General features: G+C 68.7%; 21 protein-coding genes and 2 pseudogenes. 14 read left to right on the top strand and 9 right to left on the bottom strand.

Annotated features, from left to right (window positions below; translation table 11 throughout):
• The first annotated feature begins 139 nt into the window (after window positions 1–139).
• The 9 genes and pseudogenes from P2L57_RS16750 to P2L57_RS16790 form a co-directional block, all read left to right on the top strand.
• Window positions 140–559: an ATP-binding protein gene (locus tag P2L57_RS16750; protein WP_275815154.1), complete on the top strand. Its 420-nt coding sequence runs from the start codon at window positions 140–142 to the stop codon at window positions 557–559.
• Window positions 560–725: 166 nt separating this feature from the next.
• On the top strand, window positions 726–1,043 hold the full coding sequence (locus P2L57_RS16755; RefSeq protein WP_275815158.1) for a hypothetical protein: 318 nt from the start codon (window positions 726–728) through the stop codon (window positions 1,041–1,043).
• Window positions 1,040–1,384 carry a hypothetical protein gene (locus tag P2L57_RS16760; protein ID WP_275815161.1) on the top strand — a complete coding sequence of 115 codons (345 nt, stop codon included), beginning with the start codon at window positions 1,040–1,042 and terminating at the stop codon, window positions 1,382–1,384. Before P2L57_RS16755 ends, P2L57_RS16760 begins: the two co-directional genes overlap by 4 nt.
• Window positions 1,372–2,196 (top strand): DNA glycosylase family protein, encoded by an 825-nt coding sequence (locus tag P2L57_RS16765; protein ID WP_275815164.1) that lies wholly within the window; start codon window positions 1,372–1,374, stop codon window positions 2,194–2,196. Before P2L57_RS16760 ends, P2L57_RS16765 begins: the two co-directional genes overlap by 13 nt.
• Complete coding sequence (locus P2L57_RS16770) at window positions 2,150–3,655, top strand: B12-binding domain-containing radical SAM protein (protein WP_275815166.1); 1,506 nt, start codon at window positions 2,150–2,152, stop codon at window positions 3,653–3,655. The genes P2L57_RS16765 and P2L57_RS16770 overlap by 47 nt, the downstream gene beginning before the upstream one ends.
• The gene (gene tmk / locus P2L57_RS16775; RefSeq protein WP_275815169.1) at window positions 3,652–4,284 is read left to right on the top strand and encodes a dTMP kinase; all 633 of its coding nucleotides are present in this window, start codon (window positions 3,652–3,654) and stop codon (window positions 4,282–4,284) included. Before P2L57_RS16770 ends, tmk begins: the two co-directional genes overlap by 4 nt.
• Window positions 4,285–4,330: 46 nt before the next feature.
• Window positions 4,331–4,645, top strand: a complete 315-nt coding sequence (locus tag P2L57_RS16780; protein ID WP_275815171.1) for a MazG-like family protein — start codon at window positions 4,331–4,333, stop codon at window positions 4,643–4,645.
• Between the two features lie 1,021 nt (window positions 4,646–5,666).
• Entirely contained in the window at window positions 5,667–6,644 is a 978-nt protein-coding gene (locus P2L57_RS16785; protein ID WP_275815173.1) for a hypothetical protein, read from the top strand.
• 142 nt (window positions 6,645–6,786) lie between these two features.
• Window positions 6,787–7,236: pseudogene (locus tag P2L57_RS16790) on the top strand (SPDY domain-containing protein); the annotation flags it as partial.
• Window positions 7,237–7,623: 387 nt separating this feature from the next.
• On the opposite strand, the gene P2L57_RS16795 reads toward P2L57_RS16790, so the two are convergent.
• Window positions 7,624–8,403, bottom strand: coding sequence for an NAD(P)H-dependent oxidoreductase (locus P2L57_RS16795; RefSeq protein ID WP_275815176.1), 780 nt, complete (start codon window positions 8,401–8,403; stop codon window positions 7,624–7,626).
• Window positions 8,404–8,541: 138 nt separating this feature from the next.
• Here P2L57_RS16795 and P2L57_RS16800 point away from each other — a divergent pair, with 138 nt between their 5' ends.
• Both P2L57_RS16800 and P2L57_RS16805 read left to right on the top strand, forming a co-directional pair.
• The gene (locus tag P2L57_RS16800; RefSeq protein ID WP_275815179.1) at window positions 8,542–9,408 is read left to right on the top strand and encodes a helix-turn-helix transcriptional regulator; all 867 of its coding nucleotides are present in this window, start codon (window positions 8,542–8,544) and stop codon (window positions 9,406–9,408) included.
• 183 nt (window positions 9,409–9,591) lie between these two features.
• Window positions 9,592–9,772: pseudogene (locus P2L57_RS16805) on the top strand (SPDY domain-containing protein); the annotation flags it as partial.
• A gap of 210 nt (window positions 9,773–9,982) precedes the next feature.
• Here P2L57_RS16805 and P2L57_RS16810 read toward each other — a convergent pair.
• The 4 genes from P2L57_RS16810 to P2L57_RS16825 form a co-directional block, all read right to left on the bottom strand.
• Window positions 9,983–11,743, bottom strand: a complete 1,761-nt coding sequence (locus P2L57_RS16810) for a relaxase/mobilization nuclease domain-containing protein (RefSeq protein ID WP_275815182.1) — start codon at window positions 11,741–11,743, stop codon at window positions 9,983–9,985.
• Window positions 11,733–12,584, bottom strand: a complete 852-nt coding sequence (locus tag P2L57_RS16815; RefSeq protein ID WP_275815185.1) for a type II toxin -antitoxin system TacA 1-like antitoxin — start codon at window positions 12,582–12,584, stop codon at window positions 11,733–11,735. The genes P2L57_RS16810 and P2L57_RS16815 overlap by 11 nt, the downstream gene beginning before the upstream one ends.
• Window positions 12,585–12,746: 162 nt before the next feature.
• Window positions 12,747–13,709, bottom strand: a complete 963-nt coding sequence (locus P2L57_RS16820) for a DUF2637 domain-containing protein (protein WP_275815189.1) — start codon at window positions 13,707–13,709, stop codon at window positions 12,747–12,749.
• Between the two features lie 415 nt (window positions 13,710–14,124).
• Window positions 14,125–15,276, bottom strand: coding sequence for a DUF3631 domain-containing protein (locus P2L57_RS16825; RefSeq protein ID WP_275815334.1), 1,152 nt, complete (start codon window positions 15,274–15,276; stop codon window positions 14,125–14,127).
• Between the two features lie 417 nt (window positions 15,277–15,693).
• Between P2L57_RS16825 and P2L57_RS16830 the strand changes: the two genes are divergently transcribed.
• The 3 genes from P2L57_RS16830 to P2L57_RS16840 all read left to right on the top strand — a co-directional run bounded on the left by P2L57_RS16830 (window position 15,694) and on the right by P2L57_RS16840 (window position 17,879).
• Window positions 15,694–16,209 (top strand): helix-turn-helix domain-containing protein, encoded by a 516-nt coding sequence (locus P2L57_RS16830; protein WP_275815192.1) that lies wholly within the window; start codon window positions 15,694–15,696, stop codon window positions 16,207–16,209.
• Between the two features lie 130 nt (window positions 16,210–16,339).
• Entirely contained in the window at window positions 16,340–16,633 is a 294-nt protein-coding gene (locus tag P2L57_RS16835) for a helix-turn-helix domain-containing protein (protein ID WP_275815195.1), read from the top strand.
• Window positions 16,634–16,643: 10 nt separating this feature from the next.
• Entirely contained in the window at window positions 16,644–17,879 is a 1,236-nt protein-coding gene (locus P2L57_RS16840) for a tyrosine-type recombinase/integrase (protein WP_275815198.1), read from the top strand.
• Window positions 17,880–18,199: 320 nt separating this feature from the next.
• On the opposite strand, the gene P2L57_RS16845 is transcribed toward P2L57_RS16840, so the two are convergent.
• From P2L57_RS16845 to P2L57_RS16860, 4 genes are read right to left on the bottom strand one after another with little or no spacing between them, the layout of a single operon-like run.
• A complete protein-coding gene (locus P2L57_RS16845; RefSeq protein WP_275815201.1) occupies window positions 18,200–20,215 on the bottom strand; it encodes a DNA recombination protein RecN in 2,016 nt (671 codons plus the stop codon).
• On the bottom strand, window positions 20,212–20,790 hold the full coding sequence (locus tag P2L57_RS16850; RefSeq protein ID WP_275815204.1) for an ABC-three component system middle component 2: 579 nt from the start codon (window positions 20,788–20,790) through the stop codon (window positions 20,212–20,214). Before P2L57_RS16850 ends, P2L57_RS16845 begins: the two co-directional genes overlap by 4 nt.
• Window positions 20,791–20,831: 41 nt before the next feature.
• On the bottom strand, window positions 20,832–21,194 hold the full coding sequence (locus P2L57_RS16855) for a hypothetical protein (RefSeq protein ID WP_275815207.1): 363 nt from the start codon (window positions 21,192–21,194) through the stop codon (window positions 20,832–20,834).
• The gene (locus P2L57_RS16860; protein ID WP_275815210.1) at window positions 21,191–21,817 is read right to left on the bottom strand and encodes a hypothetical protein; all 627 of its coding nucleotides are present in this window, start codon (window positions 21,815–21,817) and stop codon (window positions 21,191–21,193) included. Before P2L57_RS16860 ends, P2L57_RS16855 begins: the two co-directional genes overlap by 4 nt.
• Between the last annotated feature and the right edge of the window lie 221 nt (window positions 21,818–22,038).

The raw sequence follows: 22,038 nt of genomic DNA on the forward strand, positions 1-22,038 counted from the left end.
ATCGTAAGGAGACCCGTTGCTGAGGATCTACGAAGTGGACCCGAGCGCGGGTCGACATCGCCGAGCCCCGCACCAGACATGCTCGCCCAGCACCCATCCGTCTGGCAGCGCCGCCCCGGCAGGAAGGAGACGAGGGCGCGTGACTGATCAGAGCGAACGTCGGTTCAACCGTGCGCCCGCATCCGTCGGCGCGGTGCGTGCTTTCGTCCTGGCCGCGCTTCCCACCGAGCAGGCCCGCCACCGCATCGACGACATCGCCCTCTGCGTGTCCGAGTTGGCCACCAACGCGGTGGAGCACGGCACGCCTGCCGGTCACCTCTTCCTCGTACGGGTGATCGTCGACGATGCGCTGCTGCGCATCGAGGTGCACGACGCAGGCGACGGCAGGCCACGCCTGCAATTGCCCGCAGATGAGGACTTGTCCGGGCGCGGCCTCTGCCTCGTTGATGCCCTCGCCGACGGATGGGGAACCATGCCGCGCGACGGACTCGGCAAAGTCGTCTGGGCCGAATTCAAGCTCCGTGCCTGTGCCCCCATGACCCGTACGGTGCCATGCTGACCACTCACCAGACCCCAGCATCCGCAAGGCCGATCGCGGCACTACTCGCCACGGTTCGCGTCATGACCTGGATCGATACCGCACGGAGCGGTCCGCTCGCCTTCCTCCTCCTGCGCACCCGCCCGCCCGGCGCGAGAACGAGACCGCCGCAACGATCGAGGCGCACATGCGCGGTCTGGCCGACGCCCTCGCCCTGGCCCCCGCGTCCGCGACGGTCCCCCACATCGGCCCGCGCCTGCACATGCAGGGGCGCGGCGCCGTGCTGCTCGACGTCGACGGCTGCGACTTCATGCTGCGAGCCCCCGTCGGCGTCCGGTGGGGCGCCTTCGTCACACTGGGCTGCCCCGTCGCGATCGCTCTCGGCCTTGACCCACTCAGCAACGGGGGGCAGGACGCGGTCGAGGCGTACCTCGCAGCGAGTACCCGCGCCGATCGCCTGCTACTCGGCACAACCCACATGCGCCGCCAGGGGGTGCGCTCATGACGGCGCTCGAACTGCGGCCAGCGCGCCTGCCCGAGGCCGACGCCGTGTTCCGGCCAACCCGCCGCGACATCGACCCTGCCACCGGCCAGCCCGAGGCCCGAGCCTTATGGGACTGCCACGACTGGCAGATCGGCGAGTGCTGGCTGTGGTGCGGGCGTGCCCGGATCGACGTGACATGGATCGACCCTGCCCAATCCAGCGGCATGCACGCCGACATGTACGCGTGCCGCACCTGCCTCTACCAGCTCGATCAACGCGTGCTTCTCGCCAACCTCCGTCGCGACCGTACGATCCTGGCCCATCACCCGACGGAGAAACAGGGGCAACCATGGCAACGCTGATCACCGATCACCCGGCATGGACCACGCACGATGACGGTACCGCGACCCGCGCGATGCTGGCCAACCGCAGTGCATGGCAAGCCTGTTGGTCCGACGGCACCCTCGAACTGCACCCACTTGGCGAGGCAACCCGCGCGCCGCGCGTCGTCCAGACCTCAGGCGACCAACTGCCCCCGGGCGCACCCGCCGCGCTGCGGACCGCCCTCGGCGGCCTTGAGCGGGTCGTACGGCTGCCCAACCCGGACCTGTGGGACGCAATCACCACCGCCGTGCTACGACAGGTCGTACGGGCCGCACAAGCCCGCGCCCTGTACCGCCGGTGGTGCGCCGCTTACGGCACCCGCGATACGGTCCGCGGCCCCGTATCGCTCACCCCGGCCCCCGAGGTGGTGCTCGACCTGCCCGAAGAGGCGTTCCGCGAGATCGGCGCGGCGTTCCACCGCACCGCCTTGCAGGCCGCCGCTACCACCTACCTGCAACACGCCGACGAGTGGCACGCGCTCGACCCGGACGACCTCGTGAAGGCGCTCGACGACATCCCGCGCGTGGGCCCGTGGACCGCTTCGGCCGCCACGGCGGACTTCACCGGCGACTTCTCCGTCTACCCGCACGGGGACCTCGCCGTGCGCACTTGGGCACGCCGCGCCGCACCCACCGTTCCTCTACCCGACTCCGAACGCGAGTTCGCCGCCGCCTGGCAGCGCTACGCGCCGGACCGGCACCATCTGCACGCCCTCACTCTGTTCACTCTCGCTTGGGGGACACATGCCCGCACAGCCGAGCACAACGGAGCACCAGCCGACCGCACCTGACCTGATCACCGGCGCCGACCCCGACCGGGTTCTCGACGCCCTGTTCGTCAACGCCCCGCTACGCGACTACTCCCTGCGCCCGCGGGTGAACGACTACACCCTGCCCGTCCTCGGCCTCGGCTACATCGCCACCTACGCGGCCCACGCCGGATTCAACGTCGGGGTGCTGGACGCCGAAACGCACGGCCTCGGCATCGACCAGGCCCTCGCCATCATCAACAACGCCCGACCCCGATGGGTCGGCATGAACCTCCTCGCGCCCACGTACGAACTATCGGCCCGCATCGCGGCTGGCCTCGCCCTCGACATCGCCCTCATGGTCGGCGGCCACCACGCCAAGGCGATGCCGCAGCGCGTCCTCGCCGACGCGCGTATGTCGAACCTGAGCGCGTTAGTCCTGGGCGAAGGAGAAACCCGCGTCGTCGCCCTACTCGACGACGCCAAGCGCCGCGCCGAGCTACCCGGCGTGATGTGGCGCGACCGCCTGCTCGGCACTAACGGCACCGGAATCGCCCCCGGCAAGGACACCGCGAAGTGGCTCGCTCCCAACGTCAACGAGCTGCCGTTCGTCGACCGCGCATATCTCCCCCAAGACCCCTACCGCGCCAGCGACGGCCGCACCGAGGCGAACATCGTCGGCAGCCGGGGATGCCCGTACGACTGCGGATTCTGCGGCGCCGCCGTCTCCGCCAACCCCGACATCGCAATCCGCACCCGCGAGCCCGCGAACATCGTCGACGAACTCGACCACCTGCACGCCGAGTTCGGCACCACCGCGTTCCGCTTCGTCGACGACCTGTTCCTCGGCGCCGCCCGCATCATCGGCCCGTCCATGGAAGCCTTCACCGCCCACAAGATCGGCGACCGCTACGTCTGGGACGCCACCGGCCGAATCAACGTCCTGCACCGAGCCGGCGACGCCCTGCTCGACATCCTCGCCCGCAACGGCCTACGCGAGGTCGCCCTCGGCATCGAATCGGGCAGCGACCGCGTGCTCAAAGCGATGGACAAGCGCATCACAGCCGAGATGACGGAAACCGTGACCCGCCGCCTGCTCGAACGCGGGATCAACGTCAAGGGCTACTTCATTCTCGGCTACCCCGGCGAGCAGCCCGACGACCTCGACGCCACCGTGCGCCATATCCACAACCTGTGGAAACTCGCCGACGCCCTGCCCGGCAATTTCCGCGCATCCGTCTTCGAGTTCCGCCCCTACCCCGGAACCCCTATTTGGCACCAGCTCACCGCCACCGGCCACGACCCCGACACGCTGCTCGCCTACGCCGACGTCGACCTCACCGACCACGGCGCCGACGAATCCCTGCGCGACCGAGACGAGTTCAACTTCTCCGTAGGAATCCAGTTCGGCGGGGTCCCTCTGCCCACGATTCGCGCCACCCTGGCCGCCCTCTCCCGCGAGCAGCACGCCCGCAACCGCGCGAAGGGGGCTGCGGCATGACCTACGGCCGGTTCGTCACCCTCGACGGCCCCGGAGGAGTCGGGAAGTCGACCACGCTCGGCACCCTCGCCGAGCTGCTGCGCCGCTTCGGCACCCCGGTCCACACCACCGCAGAACCCTCGTCCAGTGCCCTCGGCCAGTTCACCCGATCCCACGCCGACCAGATCCAAGGTCGGGCGCTCGCCTGCCTCGTCGCCGCCGACCGCTACGAGCACATCCGCAGCGAGATACAGCCCCACCTCGACGGCGGCGAGACCGTCATGTGCGACCGCTACCTCGCATCGACCCTCGTCGTACAGCAGCTCGACGGCGTGCCCGAGCGGTTCCTGCTCGATCTGAACGCCGACATCCTGCTGCCCGACCTCTCTGTGATCCTCACCGCCGACCCGCAAGCCATCAGGCGGCGCCTGGCAGAACGCGGGGCCCACCATCGGTTCGAGCGGGACCCCAAGGTCCCCGCCCGCGAGGCCGCGCTCTACCGCCGGGCCGACCAGACCATGCGCCGCCTGGGAGTTCCCGTGCTCGTCGTCGACACCACCCAAGCCACTCCATCGGATACGGCCAAGCGGATCGCATCCGCACTGCGGGCGGTCCCCGGTAGCGTCGCCTCCGGCCCGATCGACCGCTAAGCGGCCCCCTGAGCCCGTACTCACCGAACAGACCGGAGCACCACAGATGCAAGAGACCTGGGACACCGTCGAGCGCCTGGTCGAATGGCTCGACGCCGAGAGCACCGTCCCACCGGACGTGGCTCGCCTGCTGCGCGTGTTGAAGATCACCGAAGAGGCCGGCGAGGTCGCCGAGGCAGTGCACGGGGCGACCGGTTCCAATCCGCGCAAGGGCAATAGCCACACGTGGGATGACGTACAGAGCGAGCTGTGCGACGTGATCCTCACGAGCATGGTCGCGCTCAAGACCATCACCGCGGACGCGGCGAAGGTGTTCGAGGAACGGGTCGCCCACGTCGCCGAGCGGTCCCTTAGCCAGTAGCCAACCCTGACGGGACGATGCCCCAGGCAGGGTCTCTCGACCACCGGGGGCGGTGCCCTGTTGGCCCCCTTGGCTCGATTGTCAACGTACCGACCGAGCTACACCCCCTCGGAGGGTTTCAACGCCTGCGGCGCACGGTGTTGTCGGCTGCTGGGCGGCGGGGGTGGGCCGGGTGCTGGTGGTTGTCGCTTGGTGGGTGCGGGTAGTAGCCGCGCGAGCGCGGGCGTCGCACCGGTCGGCGGTGGCGTTGCAGAGCCGCCAGACAAGAACCTCGGCGGGGCAGTCGGCACCGTCCAGCTCGCGGTGCCCAGCCGCAGCCGCGAGCGAGACAGAGGTCCGAAGTCGAGCGCTTCGTCCTGCGGCGGAAGGGCGGTTCTGCAACGCCCCGCTCGCCGGGTACTGCACCACGAACGACGACGGCAACACTGTCACCTACACCGTGCGGACCCGCGCCTTCGCCCCCGACGGCGGAGTGGCGATCGACGTCCGCCTAACTGGAGCGGACGCCACGCGAACGGCAGCGGCCGTCTGCCAGCGACTCACCCGGCACGGCGCCCAGGATCTCGCCAAGGGAGAGTGAGCACATCCGCGAGAAAACGGATTCGATTCGCCTCGTAGGATCTCGCGGCTCGCATTACTGGGCATCACGCTGACCAGATCTTCCCGGAACGGTCTCAGGTGCTGGCCGCGCGTGTTTGTCTCAGAGCGGGTGGCATTTCCTCGCACCCGGTTCGGAACCCCCATCGGTCGGGCAGCGCTCGCTGGAGCCCGACCGTGCGGTCTCTATGCGGGTGCCGCTGGGGGACGCCGAGAGGTGGAACCGGAATCGCTGCCACTGCGTGAGAGAAGGCATCATCATCTCGATGCCCTTCCTCAACTCCCGTTTAGGAGAACGCTGGTGGCTGCTTCGAACGCCGCGCTGACGGTGTGGCAAGAGGTCACCCCGAGGTCCAGAGCAGAACGCCGTGGCGCCCAAGCAGTCGCCAATGTCCGCCGGGTCGCTCACATCCACGCTTACGGCGTGGACGGCACCGACTGGGCGGCCCTGGCTCGCGTGTACCAGCGCGCGGTGGGCGCCGCCCCCTGGTGGCGGCTCAGTGCAGCCTTCGCGGTGCTCCTCGTAGGAGGCGCCTCGCAATTGGCAGCAATGCAGAAATTCGGCTCCTACGTGAAGGACGTGCCGGTCAAGCCCCTGACGTTCGCGTCCGGGCTGCTCGGCGTGGTGGAAGCGGTGACCTTCTTACTCCTCGTCGCCGTGGTGTGGTGCGCCACGACGATAGGCCCCACGCTTCTGATCTGCCAGGGCGTGAAGAGGGTCGCACGGAAGCCGCCGGCATGGACCGAGCGGCCTGTTCCGCCGGCGCTCGCCATCGCCGAGACCTGTGGAGAACTACTCACCGCGCCGGGGGACGAGCAGGCGCGTCTGATGAAGCGACTTGATGAGCAACTTGGGGTGCTCCTTGCAGACCTCTGGCGCGCGACGGGGAACGGAATGGGCATCACACGCCACTCTGCTCATAGGAAAGCCCTCACCCAGCATCTGCGGCGTGTCGAAGCGGCCCTCAGAGCGACACAGGGCTCTTTGCTCTCTGACCTAGAGGCGGCGCGGACGCTCGGCCGGCAATCCCTAACGATTGCGAGCCGTCTGGCCACACCGCGGGTCACGCAGCTGCTTGATGAGCAGGACCTTCCTCCCGAGGCCGGCGACGACCGGCGGGAAGGGAGGCGACTCGCGGCCATCACCACGCTGGGGCTCGCCACGAGTTCGGTAGTCGTCTACGCCCTGCTGCAGCTGCGCATCCTGCCCGAGGCTCTGGCGCCCTGGATCTTCAGCGCAGCGTTCGTGAGCGTCTTCCTCGCCGCCTTTGGGCAACGCTCCTCCGCCCGCCCCCTGGCAGTGCTGCGCCAGCGGCTGGCAGCGCTTGGCACGGCGGCCAAACCGCCCGCTCCCAACACATCTGGGGCCGGGGAGGATGGCGTCCCCCCTGCGCAGGGATGATGTCAACAAGGCAACGCATCGGCGGCGGCCAGCTCCTGAGCCCGGTCCTAGTGCTCATCGGCGGAGTCAAACCCTGTGCCGCCGGCCCCGATTCGGCATCCCGGTTCTGGGAACTCTCCAGCAAGCTGACCAGTATGAACGCATGCGTAGCACGGTCCTCCACATCAGCCCGGACGCCCTCCGATGGGCGCAGTGGGTGCTGGCGGACGAGCCGTTTCATCTCGGCGGCCTGCCGATCGCGTGGCACATCTCGACCCGCTCGGGCACAAGCAGTCCGCTTGCGGAGTGGTCCGCGTATTTCACGGGCGGCGTCCCGGGCGAGGTCCTGACCGACTTCCTCCTCGCACTCGACGCGCGTGACCACCGCAGCGCCGTGTCCACAGGTCCCAGGGCGGTACTCGACAAGGCCACCGAGCACGGCTGGCTCCGCGACGCCGACCAGCCCCTGACAACAGCGATGCACCCCACCTTCACTGTCCGTCTCAGCCTCGGTGAGGTGCCGCCTCTCGTCCAGGACGCCGACCCGCGCATCCTGACGATCGAGACAGACGAGAGGGGGCCGGTTGGTTGGCAGGCATGGGCGGAGCCCGCCTGGCTTTGTACACGAGAACGGACAGCAGATGTACACCACTTCCGGAGGCACCCGATCGGCGGCTGTTCGATGTTCACGAGAATGAGCAGCACGCTGTTCACCCGGCGGGCCCGCAAGTGTGCTGACGTCCGGGGAGGGGCGCCGCCGCGCTCATCTCCCAACTGGAGGCGCAGGGGGAACCGTCCTGAGGTAAGGCGGCGCAGCCCGATTGCGGTGACGGCTGTGGCGGTCCGTCAGGCGAGGCTCGGGGTCGCCTCCGGCTCGGGCTGCGGTGCGGGGGCCCAGGGCCGAGAGCAGGTAGCTGGCCGCGTCGGCCGCCACCGCCGCCACGGCCCTCAGGCTGCTCCTCGGGTTCGCACCCCAGCTCGTCCTGTTCATCGCCGGCAGTTAGCCGCGCACGTGCAGCCCGAAGCCCGTGCGGCCCGCGGGCTCCAGTCCCTCCTTAAGGTGCAGGGAGGGGATCTCGTAGTCGCCGAAGTTCTGCCGCCGGAACGGGATCGGCTCGGTCGACTCCAGGGTGAGCAGGCGCTGCTCCCAGGCCTTGGCGACGTCCGGGTAGTCCTCGCCGGTCATTCGGTCGGTGCCGTACAGCACGAACGGCGGCAGCACCTCGATGCCCGGGTAATAGAGGATCCCGTGGTGGATTGGGAACAGCAGATCCTCGATGGGGCCGTTGATCCCGCGAGCGGCGTAATGCGGCTCCGGGCCGCCAGCGGTCACCGACAGCAGAGCCTTCCTGCCCGCGAGGGTGCCCTCGCCGAAGCGCTCGCCGTACTTGGTGTCGCTGTGCTCGCCGACGCCGTACGCAAAGTGGAAGGTAAACACCCGGTCCACCCAGCCCTTGAGGATCGCGGGCATCGTGTACCACCACAGCGGGAACTGGAAAATGATCGTGTCGGCCCACAGCAGCTTCTCCTGCTCGGCGAGGACGTCCGGGGTGAGCGTCCCAGCGTCGAAGGCCCGGCCCGAGTCCCGGGCGACCTTCAGCGGACTTGAGGCGTCGGGGCCGTAGTCCGCGGCGTCCACGACCGCCTTCCAGTTCATCGCGTACAGATCGCTCACCCGTACCTCGTGCCCGGCATTCTCCAATGTGGACACCGCGAGGTTCTTTAGCGAGCCGTTGAGCGACTTCGGCTCCGGGTGGGCGTAGACGATCAGCGTCTTCATGGAAACTCCCTCGGATCAGATGCCTTCGATTCTGGGCGTCGCGGCGCCCGGTGTTCAGGGCCGCCTCTTCCATCGGACGGGACTTCCTGGTACTGGCAGGGCCACCTTCACAGGCTCCACCGAGGCGATACTGGAGGCATGGACGATCTTGCGGGCTTCCTGCGGACCCGGCGTTCCCGGGTCGACCCGGCGGCCGTCGGCATCCCCACCGACAGCCGCCGCCGGGTCGAAGGGCTGCGCCGCGAAGAGGTCGCGCACCTGTCCGGCGTCAGCGTCGACTACTACGTACGCCTGGAGCAGGGCCGCGCGACCCAGCCCTCCGAGCAGGTCCTCGACGCGCTCGCCCGCGTCCTCGGCCTCGACGAGACCGAACGCGGGCACCTTGACCGGCTCGCCCGGCAGCGCCGCCGCCGCGCGAAGGCGCCCGGCGGGCGGGTCCGGCCGGAGTTGCTGCGCGTCCTCGACCTGGTCACCGACGCACCCGCGCTGATCATGGACCACCGCCTGGACGTGCTCGCCGGGAACCGCCTCGCCGGGCTCCTCTACGGCCGGCCGATGCCAGGCCTGAACACCGCCCGGCACATCTTCCTTGACGAGGCCGAACGCGGCCTTTACGCGGACTGGGACAAGTGCACCCTCGACGTGGTCGGGCACCTGCGCCTGGCCGCCGGTAAGTACCCCGAGGACCCCCGCCTGGCCTCGCTGATCGGTGAGCTGGCGATGGGCAGCGAGCGCTTCCGCCGCCTCTGGGCCCGCGCGGACGTGCGCGCCCGCACACATGGACGCAAGGCGTACCAGCACCCGCTGGTCGGACTGCTGGAACTGCACCAGGAGAACTTCGCACTACCGGATGAACCGAGCATGGAGCTGCTGGTGCTGTCCGCGACCCCCGGCAGCCCCGCCGAGGACGGGCTGCGCCTGCTCGCGGGCCTGGGCGCGGTCAGCGGTGACGCGCATCCCGCAGTGAACACCCAGGTCCGCGAGTACCTCAACGACGCCCACTAACCACCGGAGACGCCTTAGCGCCGACGGCTTTCCAAGGTCCGGACTACGTTGCCGCTGGGGACATGCTCCTTACCGACCCCCAATAAGTCGGGATGGCGCCGGCCGCTGTCGTGTCTGCTGGACAGTTCGATTTCTATGTGCGGCGGGGTGCCTCCCGAAGTGGTGTACATCTGCTGTCCGTTCTCGTGGACAAAGCCACCCGCCATTGGCGCGCCGTACTTGTGGGCTGCGTCGTTCAGCGCCAGCGTGCCGCATGATCTCGTCGCCGCATTCGCCGCCTCGCTCAGCTCGCCCCCCCCCGATACTGCGCCGGGTGTTACCGGAGAGCACGCGGGAGCAGCTTCTGCGTGCACCGGCCAACTGAGAACAATCCCGTGCTAAGCGCGGCCTCCCGATTCGGGAGGCCGCGTTTCTGTTCCCCAAAGGAACGTCGGACCAGTTCCCTCGGGGAACGCGCCGCGTGTTCAGTCTCTGAACGCAGCGTGGTTCAGAGACTGAACGGCCCTGGGCGGAGAGCTTCAGCCTCGGTCTCGAGCCTGGCGGGTGCGGACGTGACTCGTTCTGGGGTTTGGTGTCAGCGCCTGCGGCGCATGGTGTCGTCGGGCCGCTGGATGGCGGGGGGTGTGGTGGTGGGCGGGGAGCTGGTGGTTGTCGCTTGACGGGTGCGGGTGGTGGCCGAGCGGGTGCGGGCGTTTGTCTGCTCGGCGGTGGTGTTGCGGAGTCGCCAGATGAGGACTTCGGCGGGGCGGTCGGCGCTGTCCAGTTCGCGTTGTCCGGCCGCGGCTGTGAGTGCTTGCCGGGGTGGGGTGCCGGCTGATTCGGCTTGGGCCAGGGTGGTGGCGAGGGCGGGCCAGGCCGGGTCGGTGAGGATGCGCTTGGCGTGCTCGGGTACGACCGCTTGGACGACTGCTGTGAGGCGTCGGGTCTCGTCCGGTCCGGGGGTTCGTTCGGCAAGGCGGGAGAGTACAGGGCGGGCGGTGTGCTGGTAAGCGGCCTGCAGGTGGGTGAGGGACTGCTGAGTGGCGGCGGCCTGCTGCTGGTGGCCGCGCTGCTGGTGCCAGTGGTCCAGGGCGATCAGTACGTAGACCGCCGTGGCCAGCAGGGCGGCGACAGCGGAGCCGTCCTCGCTGCCTCCGACGGCACGTATCAGTTCCTTGCCTGCCTGCCGTAGGGCGTAAGCGCTCTGGTGCTCGGCGCGGATCGCCGATCGGTTGGCCCGGTCGAACGTGACTGCCGCGGCGTGCAGTTCGGCTCGTGCTCCCTTCGGGGCGGTGGCGGCCGTGTTGTGGAGCAGTTCGGCGAACGCTGCCGCCTGGGCCTGTACCTGCCTGTCGAACGTCTCCCGGTCCTGACCGTCTTCCGTCCCGAGGAGGAAGGTGTGGACGGTGCGCAGTTCTTTCTCGGCGCGTCGCCATGCGTCGCCCTTTGCGCCCTGGCCGTTGGCGCGGACCGTAGCCGTGACGTTGGTGTCTGCAGGTGCCGAGGTGAAGCGTTCGCGCAGGCGGTTGAGGGACAGGTCAGGGGCGAGGGTAGAGCCGGCGTAGTAGATCGGCTCGTTCTTGGCGTCGGTGTGGCCGGGGGCGGCGAGGCTGTAGCCGGTGGTCTCACCGGTCTCTGGGCCGATCCGTGTCTGGACTTTGATGCCCAGGGCGGTGAGTACGGCGAAGTACTCGTGTTCATCGAGGGCGGCTGCTGCGGCGGCGTATGCGTGCTCCCGCAGCCACTGCCGCGCTGTCATCTTCCGGCCTTGGCGCTCCGCCTTGGCCACTTCAGCCCCGGTGGGCGTCTTCGGGGCGGTGCCATCGCCGGACTTCAGGCGCCGCAGCCCGAGTTCGATCTCAATCTTGCGGCACTCGGCCTGGGCACGCTGGCCGTCGCGTTTGTTGCGTGGGCGGCGACCGTCCTCGCGCACGCTGGTGGCCATGATGTGGATGTGGTCCTCGGCGTGCCGGACCGCGATCCACCGGCAGCCCGAGTCGTCGCCGTGCGGGGCAATGCCGGTGGCGTGGACGACGCGGCGGGCGACCTCGGCCCATTCGGCGTCGGTGAGGTAGCGGTCGCCGGGGGCTGTGCGGACAGGGCAGTGCCATACGTGCTGCGGCACCTTCTTCCCGGTGCGCTGCCGGCGCAGTTCGACCGGCTGGTCGAGGTACTGCGCGAGATCGGAGAGCGCGGCCTGGTGCTCTTCGAGGGGAACGCGTCCGGGATCGGTGATACCGGGCAGGGCGAAGGCGGCGACGATGTGCGGGTCGGTGTGCTCATTACGGCGGCCCGGTCCGAAGAGGTAGGAGAGCAGACCGCGCGTGCGATCCCCGGTGGAGACGTCAGGCACCACGGCGACCACCACCCGCCAGAACCTGCTCCAGCGTGCGACGTGTCAGCCGCGCGACCTGGTGCAGTTCATCGAGTACCTGCTCGGCGCGGTCGGGCAGGTCGCCGCTGTGGATCGCGCGGACGATCTGGTTGAGGTTCGAACCGATCCGGTGGAACTCCCGCAGCAGCCTGCCGGCCAAGACCATCAGCTCCTGGGTCGCCTGCGGCGAGGGCAGCGCGGGTACGGCGGCGGGACGCTGGTCGGGCAGGTAGGCGTGGGCGAACGTCAGTGCCGCGTCCATCAGAAAGGCCGAGCGAGAGCGCTTCGCCTCGCGTGCGGCGCGGTCGATGAAGTCGCGCTCTGCCGGTTCGGCCGAGCACGTCAGTTGCACATCGCGCTTGATCCCGGAACGCGGCCGGTACAGCACCTCGCTCAGCCGCCGCCGACGTGCGGAGCCGGGTGAGGTGTCGTCTTCGGCGGGTGCGGGGACGTCGTACGCGGCGATGCCGTGGTGCACGAACGCGTCGGCGGTGATGGTGGATTCGAAGCGCGCGACGTCTTCGGCGGGCTCGCTGGGATCTGAGTGGTCGACGGTGGGCTGGTCCTTGTCCTGATGGAGGTCGCGCTCGGCCTCCACCGCCTTGTGGTCCGTGCCCCGCTGGGCGCGGACCTGGTCCGCCTCGACCGGGGCGGACCCGAGCGCGAAGTCCGCATCGCCCTCGGCGATGCGGACTTCGCCCCAGCTCGCTCCGCTGTTGACGGGGGTGCTCTCCGTCGTGTCGTGACGGTGCGGGGCCGCAGCCTGCCGGGTGCTTCCGGAGTGTGTGCGGCGGGCTTTACGGGAGAAGGGGTTGGGGCTCATGAGCGGTGGGGGCTCCAGTGCGGGATCGCGCGGGGGTGCTGACAGGAGGTCAATGTGCTCGCGCTCGGCGGTTTGGCCGTGCCGGGCTTCTCAGGTAGGGCGAGGAAGAGGGCATCGCCCGGAACCGGTCCGGCTCCGGGCGATGGCTCTTTGTGAGGCGTCTCAGCCGGTGGGATGCGGGAGCGCCTGCGTGCGCTGGCGGACCAGGGCGATGGCTTCGGTCAAACGGCCGGTCGCGGCCCCGAGTCCGGCCTTCTCGACTGCCTCTCGGGCGCTGTCGCGGGTCAGTCCGGAGCCGTCGGGGTGTGCAGCGCTGATAACGTCGGCGAGCTGCGTGATGGATGCCAGAGGGGGCCGCCCTCCCTTGGGGACGGGCTGAAGCACTGCACTCTCCTCCGGCTCCTGGCCTGCGGAGTCCGACGCCTGTCCGGATTCCTCCTCTGCGCCGTCCGGATTATCTGCGCCACCGGATATGGCCTGGGCCGCACAGTCGGCATCTGAGGTTTCGACGCCCCCGTCCAGCGGGCTGACGGCGAGGCTCTCCTCGCGGGGAATGTCCGCTGAGGTCAGCGGGGCGGGGTCAACGTCCGGAACCTCTACAGGGTTCGGGGGCACCGGTTGCGTACCGTCCGGAACCTGTGTCGGAGTTCCGGACTGGCGCTCGGTGGTGGATGCCGGCGAGGTGCCGTAGCGGGTGATCAGGATGTGGAGATGGGTGGCGCCAGCGAGGGCGAGCGGGGCGGTAGCGGACAGCACGGCGACGGTGGTGTCGTCCAACCGCAGGGCTGCGGAGCCCGGCTGGTTGAGGTCGAGGGCGTGCAGGCCGTTGGCCCAGATGCTCGCGCAGGTGGCCGCGATGAACAGCGTCCACGCGTACAGGCGTGCCGGTAGCGGCGCCTCTCGCAGGACGAGCAGGGCGCGTACGCCGTAGGCGATGAAGCCGTCGATGACGACGGGGAACAGGTAGGTGAGCGGGTGGCGGACGTGGACGGCGGTGGCCATCTGCCGCAGTGCGTCGAAGGACAGGGCGCATCCAGCGACGCCGAGTAGGACGATGGACAGCCGGTCCCACCAGGTAGCGCGATGGCGGCCTGGGGGCGTGGCGGATACAGGGGAGAGGGGCATGGCGTGGCCTCGCATACGGGGGCGTGGGTGGTGTCTGTGGGGATCCGTCTTGGCCGTCTTGGCGTTGACGCTGCAGGTCAGACCGGTGCGGCAGGGTCCGCCGTGGCGTCTTCGCGCGCTGTGCCGCGCGTCTTGTGCCATGCGGGCTCACCGGCCACGGGGCCAGCCATGAGCGGGTGAGCTGTCGCCGTGAGGGCGGCCAGCGGCCTGGCCTCCGGTGCCAAGACGGATCGTTATCCGTCTTGGGACGCTGTGCCGTCTTGGATAGAGGGCCTTTGACCTGCTGTTTTATGGCTGGGACGGCAAGGACGGCACGAGACGGCGCAGGCCGGGGTCGGCCTGCCGTGGCCGTCGAGGTGAGGTGCTCTGCCGGTCGCTGCCCGGTCGGGCTGGGGCAGCGACCGACAGGGCGGGGTCAGCTCGGCTGAGTGCCGGTGGCCGCGGTTGAGGCGTCGAGAGGGTGGACGGTGGGGCAGTAGCGCTTCCAGGCGTCCGTGAACTTGGCGCGCGTGTAGCCCTTGCGCTGTGTCTGGTCGGGCATGCGCACGTTCGCGGGGCGGATGCCGAACTCGCGCAGCATCCCTGACAGGGCGCGTGCGGTGAGTCCGCCGCGCGCTGACTCGGCCCAGGGGGCCTCGGGGTCGCTGTTGAGCGCGTAGAGGAGAGCGTCCGTCGACACGCTCTCAGGGTCTCCCGCTGCGGCGAAGGCGCGGCGGACGTCGGAGAGGATGCGAGCGTTGCTCGGGCTGTCCTCCTCGGCCTCGACCTCGGCCGCGACCATCCGAGTGCAGGCAACGCGGGCGCGCTCGGGCCACGTGCCACCCGCGAGGTCGGCGACGATCACCAGGGGCTCCCAGGTGTCGGCTGCTCGGTCTTCGACCGGCATGGCCGGTTCCAGATGCAGGGCACGACCCGCAAGGGGCTTGGCCCAGCGTGCGAGCCTCGTGCGCAGTCGGTGCAGCGTGGTGCTGTCGCGCTTGGTGCGGTACGGGCTCACGCGCTCGCCTTCGGCGCGGCGGCGCATCCGGATCACCACCGAGCGATCCATGATCGTGTCAGGAAGGTCGCCGATGCCCGCGATGGCTGCCATGGCGAAGGTGGCGAAGCGATGCGGGGTGTGCTCCTTGCCGACGACCCGCAGGACCGGTCGGCCGCGCTGGTGCCCGGCGTTGAGCAGACCGCGCAGATCCTCGTTCTTCTCCGCCTGCTTGGGGCTGCCGAAGATGGTGTCGGCCTCGTCGACCAGCAGGGTCGGCGGCTCCTCGGTGATGGCGCGGAAGATCGCCGCCGCTGTGGAGTTCACCGTGATGATCGGGTCGTGGACAGTCTCGGTGAGTACGTCGAGCAGGCGGGACTTGCCGCAGCGTTTCGCAGGCCCCACCACGGCCAGGCGAGGCGCGTGCTGCCACGAAGTCTGCAGGTGGGTAGCCGCGACCCACAGCACGACCGCGTCCAGGGACTCCTCGCTGGGCAGGATCACGAACTTGGCGATCGATGTCCTGAGCTGGTCCAGCAGGGCTGAACCTTCAGACGCCGGAGCGTCGGTGGGTACGGGCAGCGGCGGCACTGCTGCGCTATGGGCGTTGGGGGCGGTAGTCTCGTTCAAAGGAGATCCTTACTCGGCGGCTGCGGGGGGCAACCCGTTCCGCCGGGGGTGACTGTCCTGGGATGGGCGGTAGCGAGGTTTCCGAACGACCCCCGGTGTTCGTAGCGCCGGGGGTCTCGTGTTTCTCGGGCAAGAAGCGACACCAACCCGTGCGGGGTTGGAATCATGATGCTGTCATGGAATTTTTTACCCCCTTGAGTCGGACCGTGTCAACCTCCTAGCGGTTTGTTGATCCAGTACCTGACGGCATATCCCCTGCTCGGCAGACCCTGTTGCGTGGATCACAATCGCGACTATTCCCTTGCAGGTTGAGCTGTCCATGCTGCTATGGTTTAAGGGTCATCGGCTGAGCCACGTCCATGGGGAAGGAGGTTGAAAATGGACGACCCTAAGCCGCAACGCTGGAGCCCGCCCGAGGGCGAGGCGCTAGTGGCCCACAATCTGAAGATCTGCCGGAAGGTCGCGCGACTGTCCCAGGAGGACGTCGCCGAGCGCATGAGGCGGCTCGGTTTCAAAATCCACCAGACCCAGATCGCCAAGATCGAGAACGGCACCCGCTCCATCACCTTCAACGAGGTCATCGGTCTGGCCAAGGCGCTGAGCGTTCCCGCGGAGCACTTCATGACCGAGGCCGTGGCCGGTCCCGACGATCCGAGCTACGAACTCCAGGAAGCGGCCTTTGCCATCCAGGCCGCTGAGCGGGAGTGGAGAGTCGCCCAGGACCTGGCCGACGCCGCTAAGGCCCGACTTGACGAGACTGAGCGCACCTACGACGAGATCGCCGAACGCCTCGGCGTCGACGCCCAGGGGCAGTCGGCAGAACTCGTCTGGTACCCGGCTCCGAACTCACCCTGGGACCCGCTCCGCGAGGGCGCCGGCCCTTCGGCCGGATAGCCGCCGGTCCCCCGTCCCTCGGCGCTACGAACGCCGAGGGACGAACTCGGGACTTCTAACGACCCACCGCCCATCCCACGCATTCACCCAGCGGTCGCGTTGCCCCGTGACCGCCGAAAGGCATCTCCTCATGTCTGCTTTGCTTGCCCGCTTCGCCGACCTGCTCGGCGTCACTCAGCAAGAACTCCTCGACGCCGTGCAGGAGCACACCGCGCCCCAGCAGGACACGCGCGTCGCTCTCACTGTCGAGGAGGCGGCCCGCCGACTCGGTGTCGGCCGCACCACGATGTACGCCCTCGTCGCCTCCGGTGAGGTGGAGTCCGTCCAGATCGGCCGACTCCGCCGAGTGCCCGTCCGAGCGCTCGACAGCTACGTCAACGCCCGTACGCAGGCTTCAGCGTCGACCGTCGCCCTCGCGGCTTGAGGGGGCTGGCATGGCAAAGTCCCGACAGCCCAACGGCGCTTCCTCGATCTACCTCGGCAAGGACGGGAAGTGGCACGGCTACGTCACCGTCGGCGTCAAGGACGACGGCAAGCCCGACCGCCGCCACGTCAAGCGCAAGACCCGCGCCGACGCGACCAAGGCCGTCCGAGAGCTGGAGAGGCAGCGCGACTCCGGCAACGTCCTCAAGACCGGGCAGACCTGGACGCTCGCGGCATGGCTGACCCACTGGGTCGAGAACATCGCCGCGCTGCACGTCTCCGAAAACACCATCGACGGCTACCGCGTGGCGGTCTACCACCACCTCATACCCGGCCTCGGCGCACACCGGCTGGAGAAGCTGGAGCCCGAGCACCTGGAGCGGTTCTACAAGCGGATGCAGGAAAACGGCAGTTCGCCCGGGACCGCGCACCAGGTCCATCGGACCGTACGTGCCGCCCTCAACGAGGCAGTGCGCCGACGCCACCTCACCCTGAATCCGGTCTCCATCGCCAAGGCCCCGCGCCTGGAAGAGGAGGAGGTCGAGCCGTACACCGTCGAGGAGGTGCAACGGCTCCTGGACGAGGCCAACAGGCAGCGGCATTCGGCGCGGTGGGTCATCGCCCTGGCCTTGGGGCTGCGACAGGGCGAGGTGCTCGGCCTGAAGTGGACCGACATCGACTTCGACCTCGGTGTCCTGGTCGTCCGCCGTGGCCGACTCCGGCCGCGCTACCAGCACGGCTGCGGCGACCGCTGCGGACGCAAGCCCGGGTACTGCCCGCAGAAGATCAATACGCGGCGGGAGACGAAGGACACGAAGTCGCGTGCGGGCCGCCGCGCCATCGGCGTGCCAGGGCCGTTGCTCGCACTCCTCCTGCGGCACCGGTCGGAGCAGGAGCAGGAGCGGCAGGCCGCCGCAGACCTGTGGGTGGAGAAGGGCTACGTCTTCACCTCACCCACGGGCGAGCCGCTCAGCCCGAACACCGACCACCACCAGTGGAAGGCCCTCCTCAAGACGGCGGGCTTGCGCACAGGCCGTCTCCACGACGCCCGTCACACGGCGGCGACCGTACTGCTGATCCTCGGTGTCCCGGACACGGTCGTTGACGCGATCATGGGCTGGGAACCCGGCAAGTCCGCCCGGATGCGCCGCCGCTACCAGCACCTCACCAACCGGGTCCTCACAGACACCGCGGACAAGATCGGTGGGCTCCTTTGGCCCCTGCCCGAGGTGCCGCCTGTCGCCTGAGCGCCCGCACTCCACCAGCGGGGCCGTCGGCCCGAATGCGTCGACATTCGGGCCGACTTGGGCTGGGCTCCCTACGAGTCCCGCCCCCTAGGCCGTGTATTGAAAGCAAACCTTGGGATCGTCGAATGGCAGCTGAACGGGCTCAGTAATTTGATCTTCCGGCTCCTGACCGTCAGCGCCGGTGAACCCGGCGATTTACAGCCATAGCGACCACAACACCACCAGGGCGCGGGCGCGCCCCGAGACCGCTGGCGGCCGATCGCCAACGCCGCCGCAGACGCAGGGGCGGGCGGGTGAATGGCCTAGGCGGGGTGAGGAGGTTATTCGGGGCTGCCTTCGTCTGTAGTGGTCTCGTCGTCGATCAGCCCGTAGGGAGGTCGGTCCTCGTTGCGGCTGTACCGGACTACGACGTTCTCTTCCACGAGCATGGGCGGACTGTTGTCGACGATGATCACCTGGGCACCGGCCCCCTGTTCAGCCAGCCAGTTGGTCAGGTGGCGGTAGAAGTCGTCGATGGCGATCGCGTCTGCGATTACCGCGTCCCGGGTGGCGCCGTGGCCCAGGTTCTTCTGCGGGCTGTCGATCATGAGGAAGCCGGGGTGGGCGGCCGATGTTTCGACGGCCACCTCGAAGACGGCCAGCTGCCAGGCCAGGGTCAGGAGTGTTCTGGCGCCGGATGATGCCTCGCGGTAGGAGTCGCCGCGTACGTGAGGAACCAGGTTCGTGTCGATCATCGGCTGGCTGAGTTTCGGGTAGCGCCACTGCCGCAGGAGGTCGTTGTACCGGCCGCTGATTCGGCCGACGACCAGGTCCCGGTCCTGTGCGGCATCTCCCAGCCGGTCGCGTTCCTCCCGCAGGCGTTCGATCTGTGCCTCCTGCCGCTCCACGAGCGCGGCGCGCTTCTCCAGGCCAGCCTGAAGCTTCGCCGCGTTCTCGGCGTGCTGGAGATGACGGAGGACTTCCTCGCGCCGGCGCTGGAGGTTGTCCCGAGCGGCGAGGAACGGGGTGACGGTGGGCGAAGTGGCTTCGTCGACTGCGGCCGCGGCACGTTCTTCGTCGATGGCGGCGTCTTCTGCCTGGAGCTTCAACGTGGCGAGCGAGCTGTCCAGGCCCTCGATGTAGGCAGTGATCTCCTTCAAACGGGCCTTGGTGGCCCTGACCTCGGCCGCGACGTCCAGCCGCCCTTCATCCGACGAGTGCTCGGCTGTGGCGGTGCCGAGCGTCAGGTGACTGTCGCCGTGGGGCAGCTCGTGGCTGCACAGACTGCACGAGCCGTTCTCCACCGACGGGGGAGCGGGCAGCCGATTCAGGCACGCTGGGCAGGTCGTGACGCTGAGGGGGTCGAACAGGCGCTGCGCTTCGGCCAGCATATTGAGCTTGACGAGGTCGTCCGCGTACTGCGCCCGCAGCGGCATCATCCGGGTGAGTTGCGTCTCGCAGTCACGTACCACGCCGGCGGCTCGCCGGGCGCGCTGGGCAGCTTGCTGGTGCTCGCGGCGCAGACGCCCGGCGAAGGTGGTGTCGGCTTGCGCTGCCTCGTCGAGGACCCGTAGCTGCTCGGTCAGCTCCCGCAGCTCGCCTTCGTATTGCTCAGCGATCAGCGCGCCGACCGTGGGAACGTCCTGCTCGTCGACGAACGCCCGTGCTGCGGCGAGTTCGGAGCGTGCCTGGGTGAGTCGGGCGCCCAGTTCCTTGATGCGTTGCCCAAGCTCGACGGCGCGGTCGTCGTGAACGCCGAAGACGACGTCGACCACCTGCTTCAGCTTGTGCTTCTTCATGTACTCGTTCTCGAACAGGAAGTTCTTGGAGGCGATGCGCTCGTTGGGCAGGAACGCGAGGTTCATGAGGTCGCGGATGCTCAGGGGGTCGGTCCGGGACTCACGGCTGGAGGGGGCCTCCCGCAGCTGGACGCCTTCGAGCTTGCAGTGCCCCAGCAGCAGAGCGGAGAGGCTCTCGGGCGCTCCCGCTGGCTCGATGGTCCTGCTCTCAGGCTTGGAGAGCGGCGGGCTGTCCAGCGTCCCGCGGCGTACGTAGGCGACCTTCGACGGCTCCCCGACGGGCCGTTCGATGACGTGCGGTTCGCCGGACAGCTCGACTTCCAGAAGGCAGGAACGGACCTTCCGCAGCACCTCAGGATGCCGTGGATGGCGCTTCCCACCGAGGCCGTAGGCGATGAACTCCAACACCGCGGTCTTGCCCGAGCTGAATGCCCCGGCCACCACGGACAGGTCCCGCACACGCTGGTCCTGCGTGAAATCGACGTCATAGTTCCGGCCGACGCCGGCAAGGCGCAGGCGCCGGATCCGGATGCCCGGCAGAGGCTGCATGGTGGTCATCCCTCCCAGGGCATGTCAGGTGCCTGCGGTCCAGGACCCAGCACGCTGAGGAGCGCGGCACCGGGACCGCCCTCTCCATCCGGCCGCAGCCACCGTGCGGTCTGTTCCCGCAGCGCCTTGTCGCTGAGCTTGCGGAGGCTACGCACGACGATGGACGCCGCAGTGGTGAACGACGCGGCGTAGGTGGCGGTGAAGCGAGCCCCGAGTTCCCGACCGCGGTTGCTGATCGAATAGGCGAAGGCGCCGTTGCGGTTGTGGACCTCGCAACACCCGTAAGCCACGAGCAGTCCGAGGTCGTGCTGGATGCGCTCGCGTCGACTGGTGAAGCGCTGCGAGGAGGACGCGTACGAGAGCACCTGCGGATCGAACCCGGCCAGCCTGAGCATATTGCCCTCCCGGCCGTCGGAATCGACGACGAGGAAGGGATTCGCCGACAGGAAGTCGTAGTAGCCGATGCGCTCCAGGCTCGCCCCCTTCGCGTCCTGTCCGGCGACAGCGTCGAGAAGAAGAAGCAGCTGCGCCAGCCGGAAGGTCACCTCGTCCTCCGGCATCATCACCGGCCGGTGTGCTTCCACAGCGAACTCCTCGTAGGTCTGACAGGACAGGCGACGGCGGGTCAGCCGTCGGAGTGCTCGGCGGCGATCTGCCGCCAGTGTTTGACCCAGCCCGCCTTGCGGTTGTCCACGAGCCGGTGGACCAGCCCCCAGCTGTGCACCAGCTCCAGGCGGAGCGACTTCGGCAGTTTGTCGTGCTCGTTGCGTACATCCCGCCAGACACGGGTGTGGAGAACCCGAAGCGCGTCCTCGGCCGCGCATTCGTTGAACTGCATCTCCCATAGACCGTGGAGCGTCGCATCGGCGGAACTGAGCGCCGCCACCTCCGCCGGAACATCCTTGTGCGCGATCTCGCGAGCCACCAGATCGGCATTGAAGAACTGCCTCTTGGCCGAGTCCAGCTCTACGTGGCCGGCCTCGGTCATCTGCCGAATGAACAAGGCGGAGCCAAGGGCGGCTGCCTTGTCGTCCTCGACCTCGAGTACCAGCCGAAGCTGCTCCACGGGGGCGGGGGCGGGGGCGGGGGCGGCCTGAGCGTACGTCTCGTAGAAGCCGCGACGCACGTCGTCGCCCTCGGGGCTAAGCAGCTCTTCCGGAGGGCGGTCTCGTCCCAGAGCTGGATGACGAGGCTGTGTTCCTTCTCCCTCGCCTTCGTCCACGTGTCCCACCATGCCGTCATGGGGCCGTCCATGCTGGAGGGGATGCACAGAATCCAGCTGGCGATGGTGTGGCCGTTCTTGACGGCTGCCTTCAGCACGTTGTCGAGCGAGTCTGTGACCTGCTGTACGTGCTTCTTGGTGGTGACCGGCATGAAGTACTTGGACTGCCACACTGTGATCGCTCCGCCGAGGTTTCCGGCGAAGGCGTCGATACCCCAGTCGCCCGGGTTCGCAGCGACGGACCGTACGTTTGGGGTCGTCGCGGCGGCAAGCTGAGCGATCATCGTTTCGAAGTCGTCGCGGGCTCCGCCGAGGCTTCCCCCGCGGACTGCGTGCACGTCGAAGCTGATTGGCTGGACACCCGTCGGCACGGCTATCGAGTCAGGCACAGCCCACCCCCCTGCGCCGGTGGCTGCACACAGGATGTTCCCCGTGCGTCACACGCCGTATCGGTGGAGCCTATCCAACGGCCACTCGTCTGATCAAGAAGTGGAACGCCCCGGCATCTCAAGTACGGTCCACTGCGCGGCACGGCAATCGCGCGAAACCTGCGGGCCACGGTTCAGGCGTGCAGGTCGTCTTGGCGAGAGGGCTGCAGCCCTCAGCCCTC

The sequence above is a fragment of the Streptantibioticus ferralitis genome, assembly GCF_029223525.1.
GTDB classification, from domain to species: Bacteria; Actinomycetota; Actinomycetes; order Streptomycetales; family Streptomycetaceae; genus Streptantibioticus_A; species Streptantibioticus_A ferralitis.

Excerpts from the sequence above, each read along its gene's own strand:
- P2L57_RS16840 (WP_275815198.1), top strand. The coding sequence starts at position 16,644 with ATGGCAAAGTCCCGACAGCCCAACGGCGCTTCCTCGATCTACCTCGGC.
- P2L57_RS16780 (WP_275815171.1), top strand. The coding sequence starts at position 4,331 with ATGCAAGAGACCTGGGACACCGTCGAGCGCCTGGTCGAATGGCTCGAC.
- P2L57_RS16765 (WP_275815164.1), top strand. The coding sequence starts at position 1,372 with ATGGCAACGCTGATCACCGATCACCCGGCATGGACCACGCACGATGAC.
- P2L57_RS16800 (WP_275815179.1), top strand. The coding sequence starts at position 8,542 with ATGGACGATCTTGCGGGCTTCCTGCGGACCCGGCGTTCCCGGGTCGAC.
- tmk (WP_275815169.1), top strand. The coding sequence starts at position 3,652 with ATGACCTACGGCCGGTTCGTCACCCTCGACGGCCCCGGAGGAGTCGGG.
- P2L57_RS16845 (WP_275815201.1), bottom strand. The coding sequence starts at position 20,215 with ATGACCACCATGCAGCCTCTGCCGGGCATCCGGATCCGGCGCCTGCGC.
- P2L57_RS16755 (WP_275815158.1), top strand. The coding sequence starts at position 726 with ATGCGCGGTCTGGCCGACGCCCTCGCCCTGGCCCCCGCGTCCGCGACG.
- P2L57_RS16830 (WP_275815192.1), top strand. The coding sequence starts at position 15,694 with ATGGACGACCCTAAGCCGCAACGCTGGAGCCCGCCCGAGGGCGAGGCG.
- P2L57_RS16855 (WP_275815207.1), bottom strand. The coding sequence starts at position 21,194 with ATGACCGAGGCCGGCCACGTAGAGCTGGACTCGGCCAAGAGGCAGTTC.
- P2L57_RS16795 (WP_275815176.1), bottom strand. The coding sequence starts at position 8,403 with ATGAAGACGCTGATCGTCTACGCCCACCCGGAGCCGAAGTCGCTCAAC.
- P2L57_RS16760 (WP_275815161.1), top strand. The coding sequence starts at position 1,040 with ATGACGGCGCTCGAACTGCGGCCAGCGCGCCTGCCCGAGGCCGACGCC.
- P2L57_RS16820 (WP_275815189.1), bottom strand. The coding sequence starts at position 13,709 with ATGCCCCTCTCCCCTGTATCCGCCACGCCCCCAGGCCGCCATCGCGCT.
- P2L57_RS16835 (WP_275815195.1), top strand. The coding sequence starts at position 16,340 with ATGTCTGCTTTGCTTGCCCGCTTCGCCGACCTGCTCGGCGTCACTCAG.
- P2L57_RS16770 (WP_275815166.1), top strand. The coding sequence starts at position 2,150 with ATGCCCGCACAGCCGAGCACAACGGAGCACCAGCCGACCGCACCTGAC.
- P2L57_RS16815 (WP_275815185.1), bottom strand. The coding sequence starts at position 12,584 with ATGAGCCCCAACCCCTTCTCCCGTAAAGCCCGCCGCACACACTCCGGA.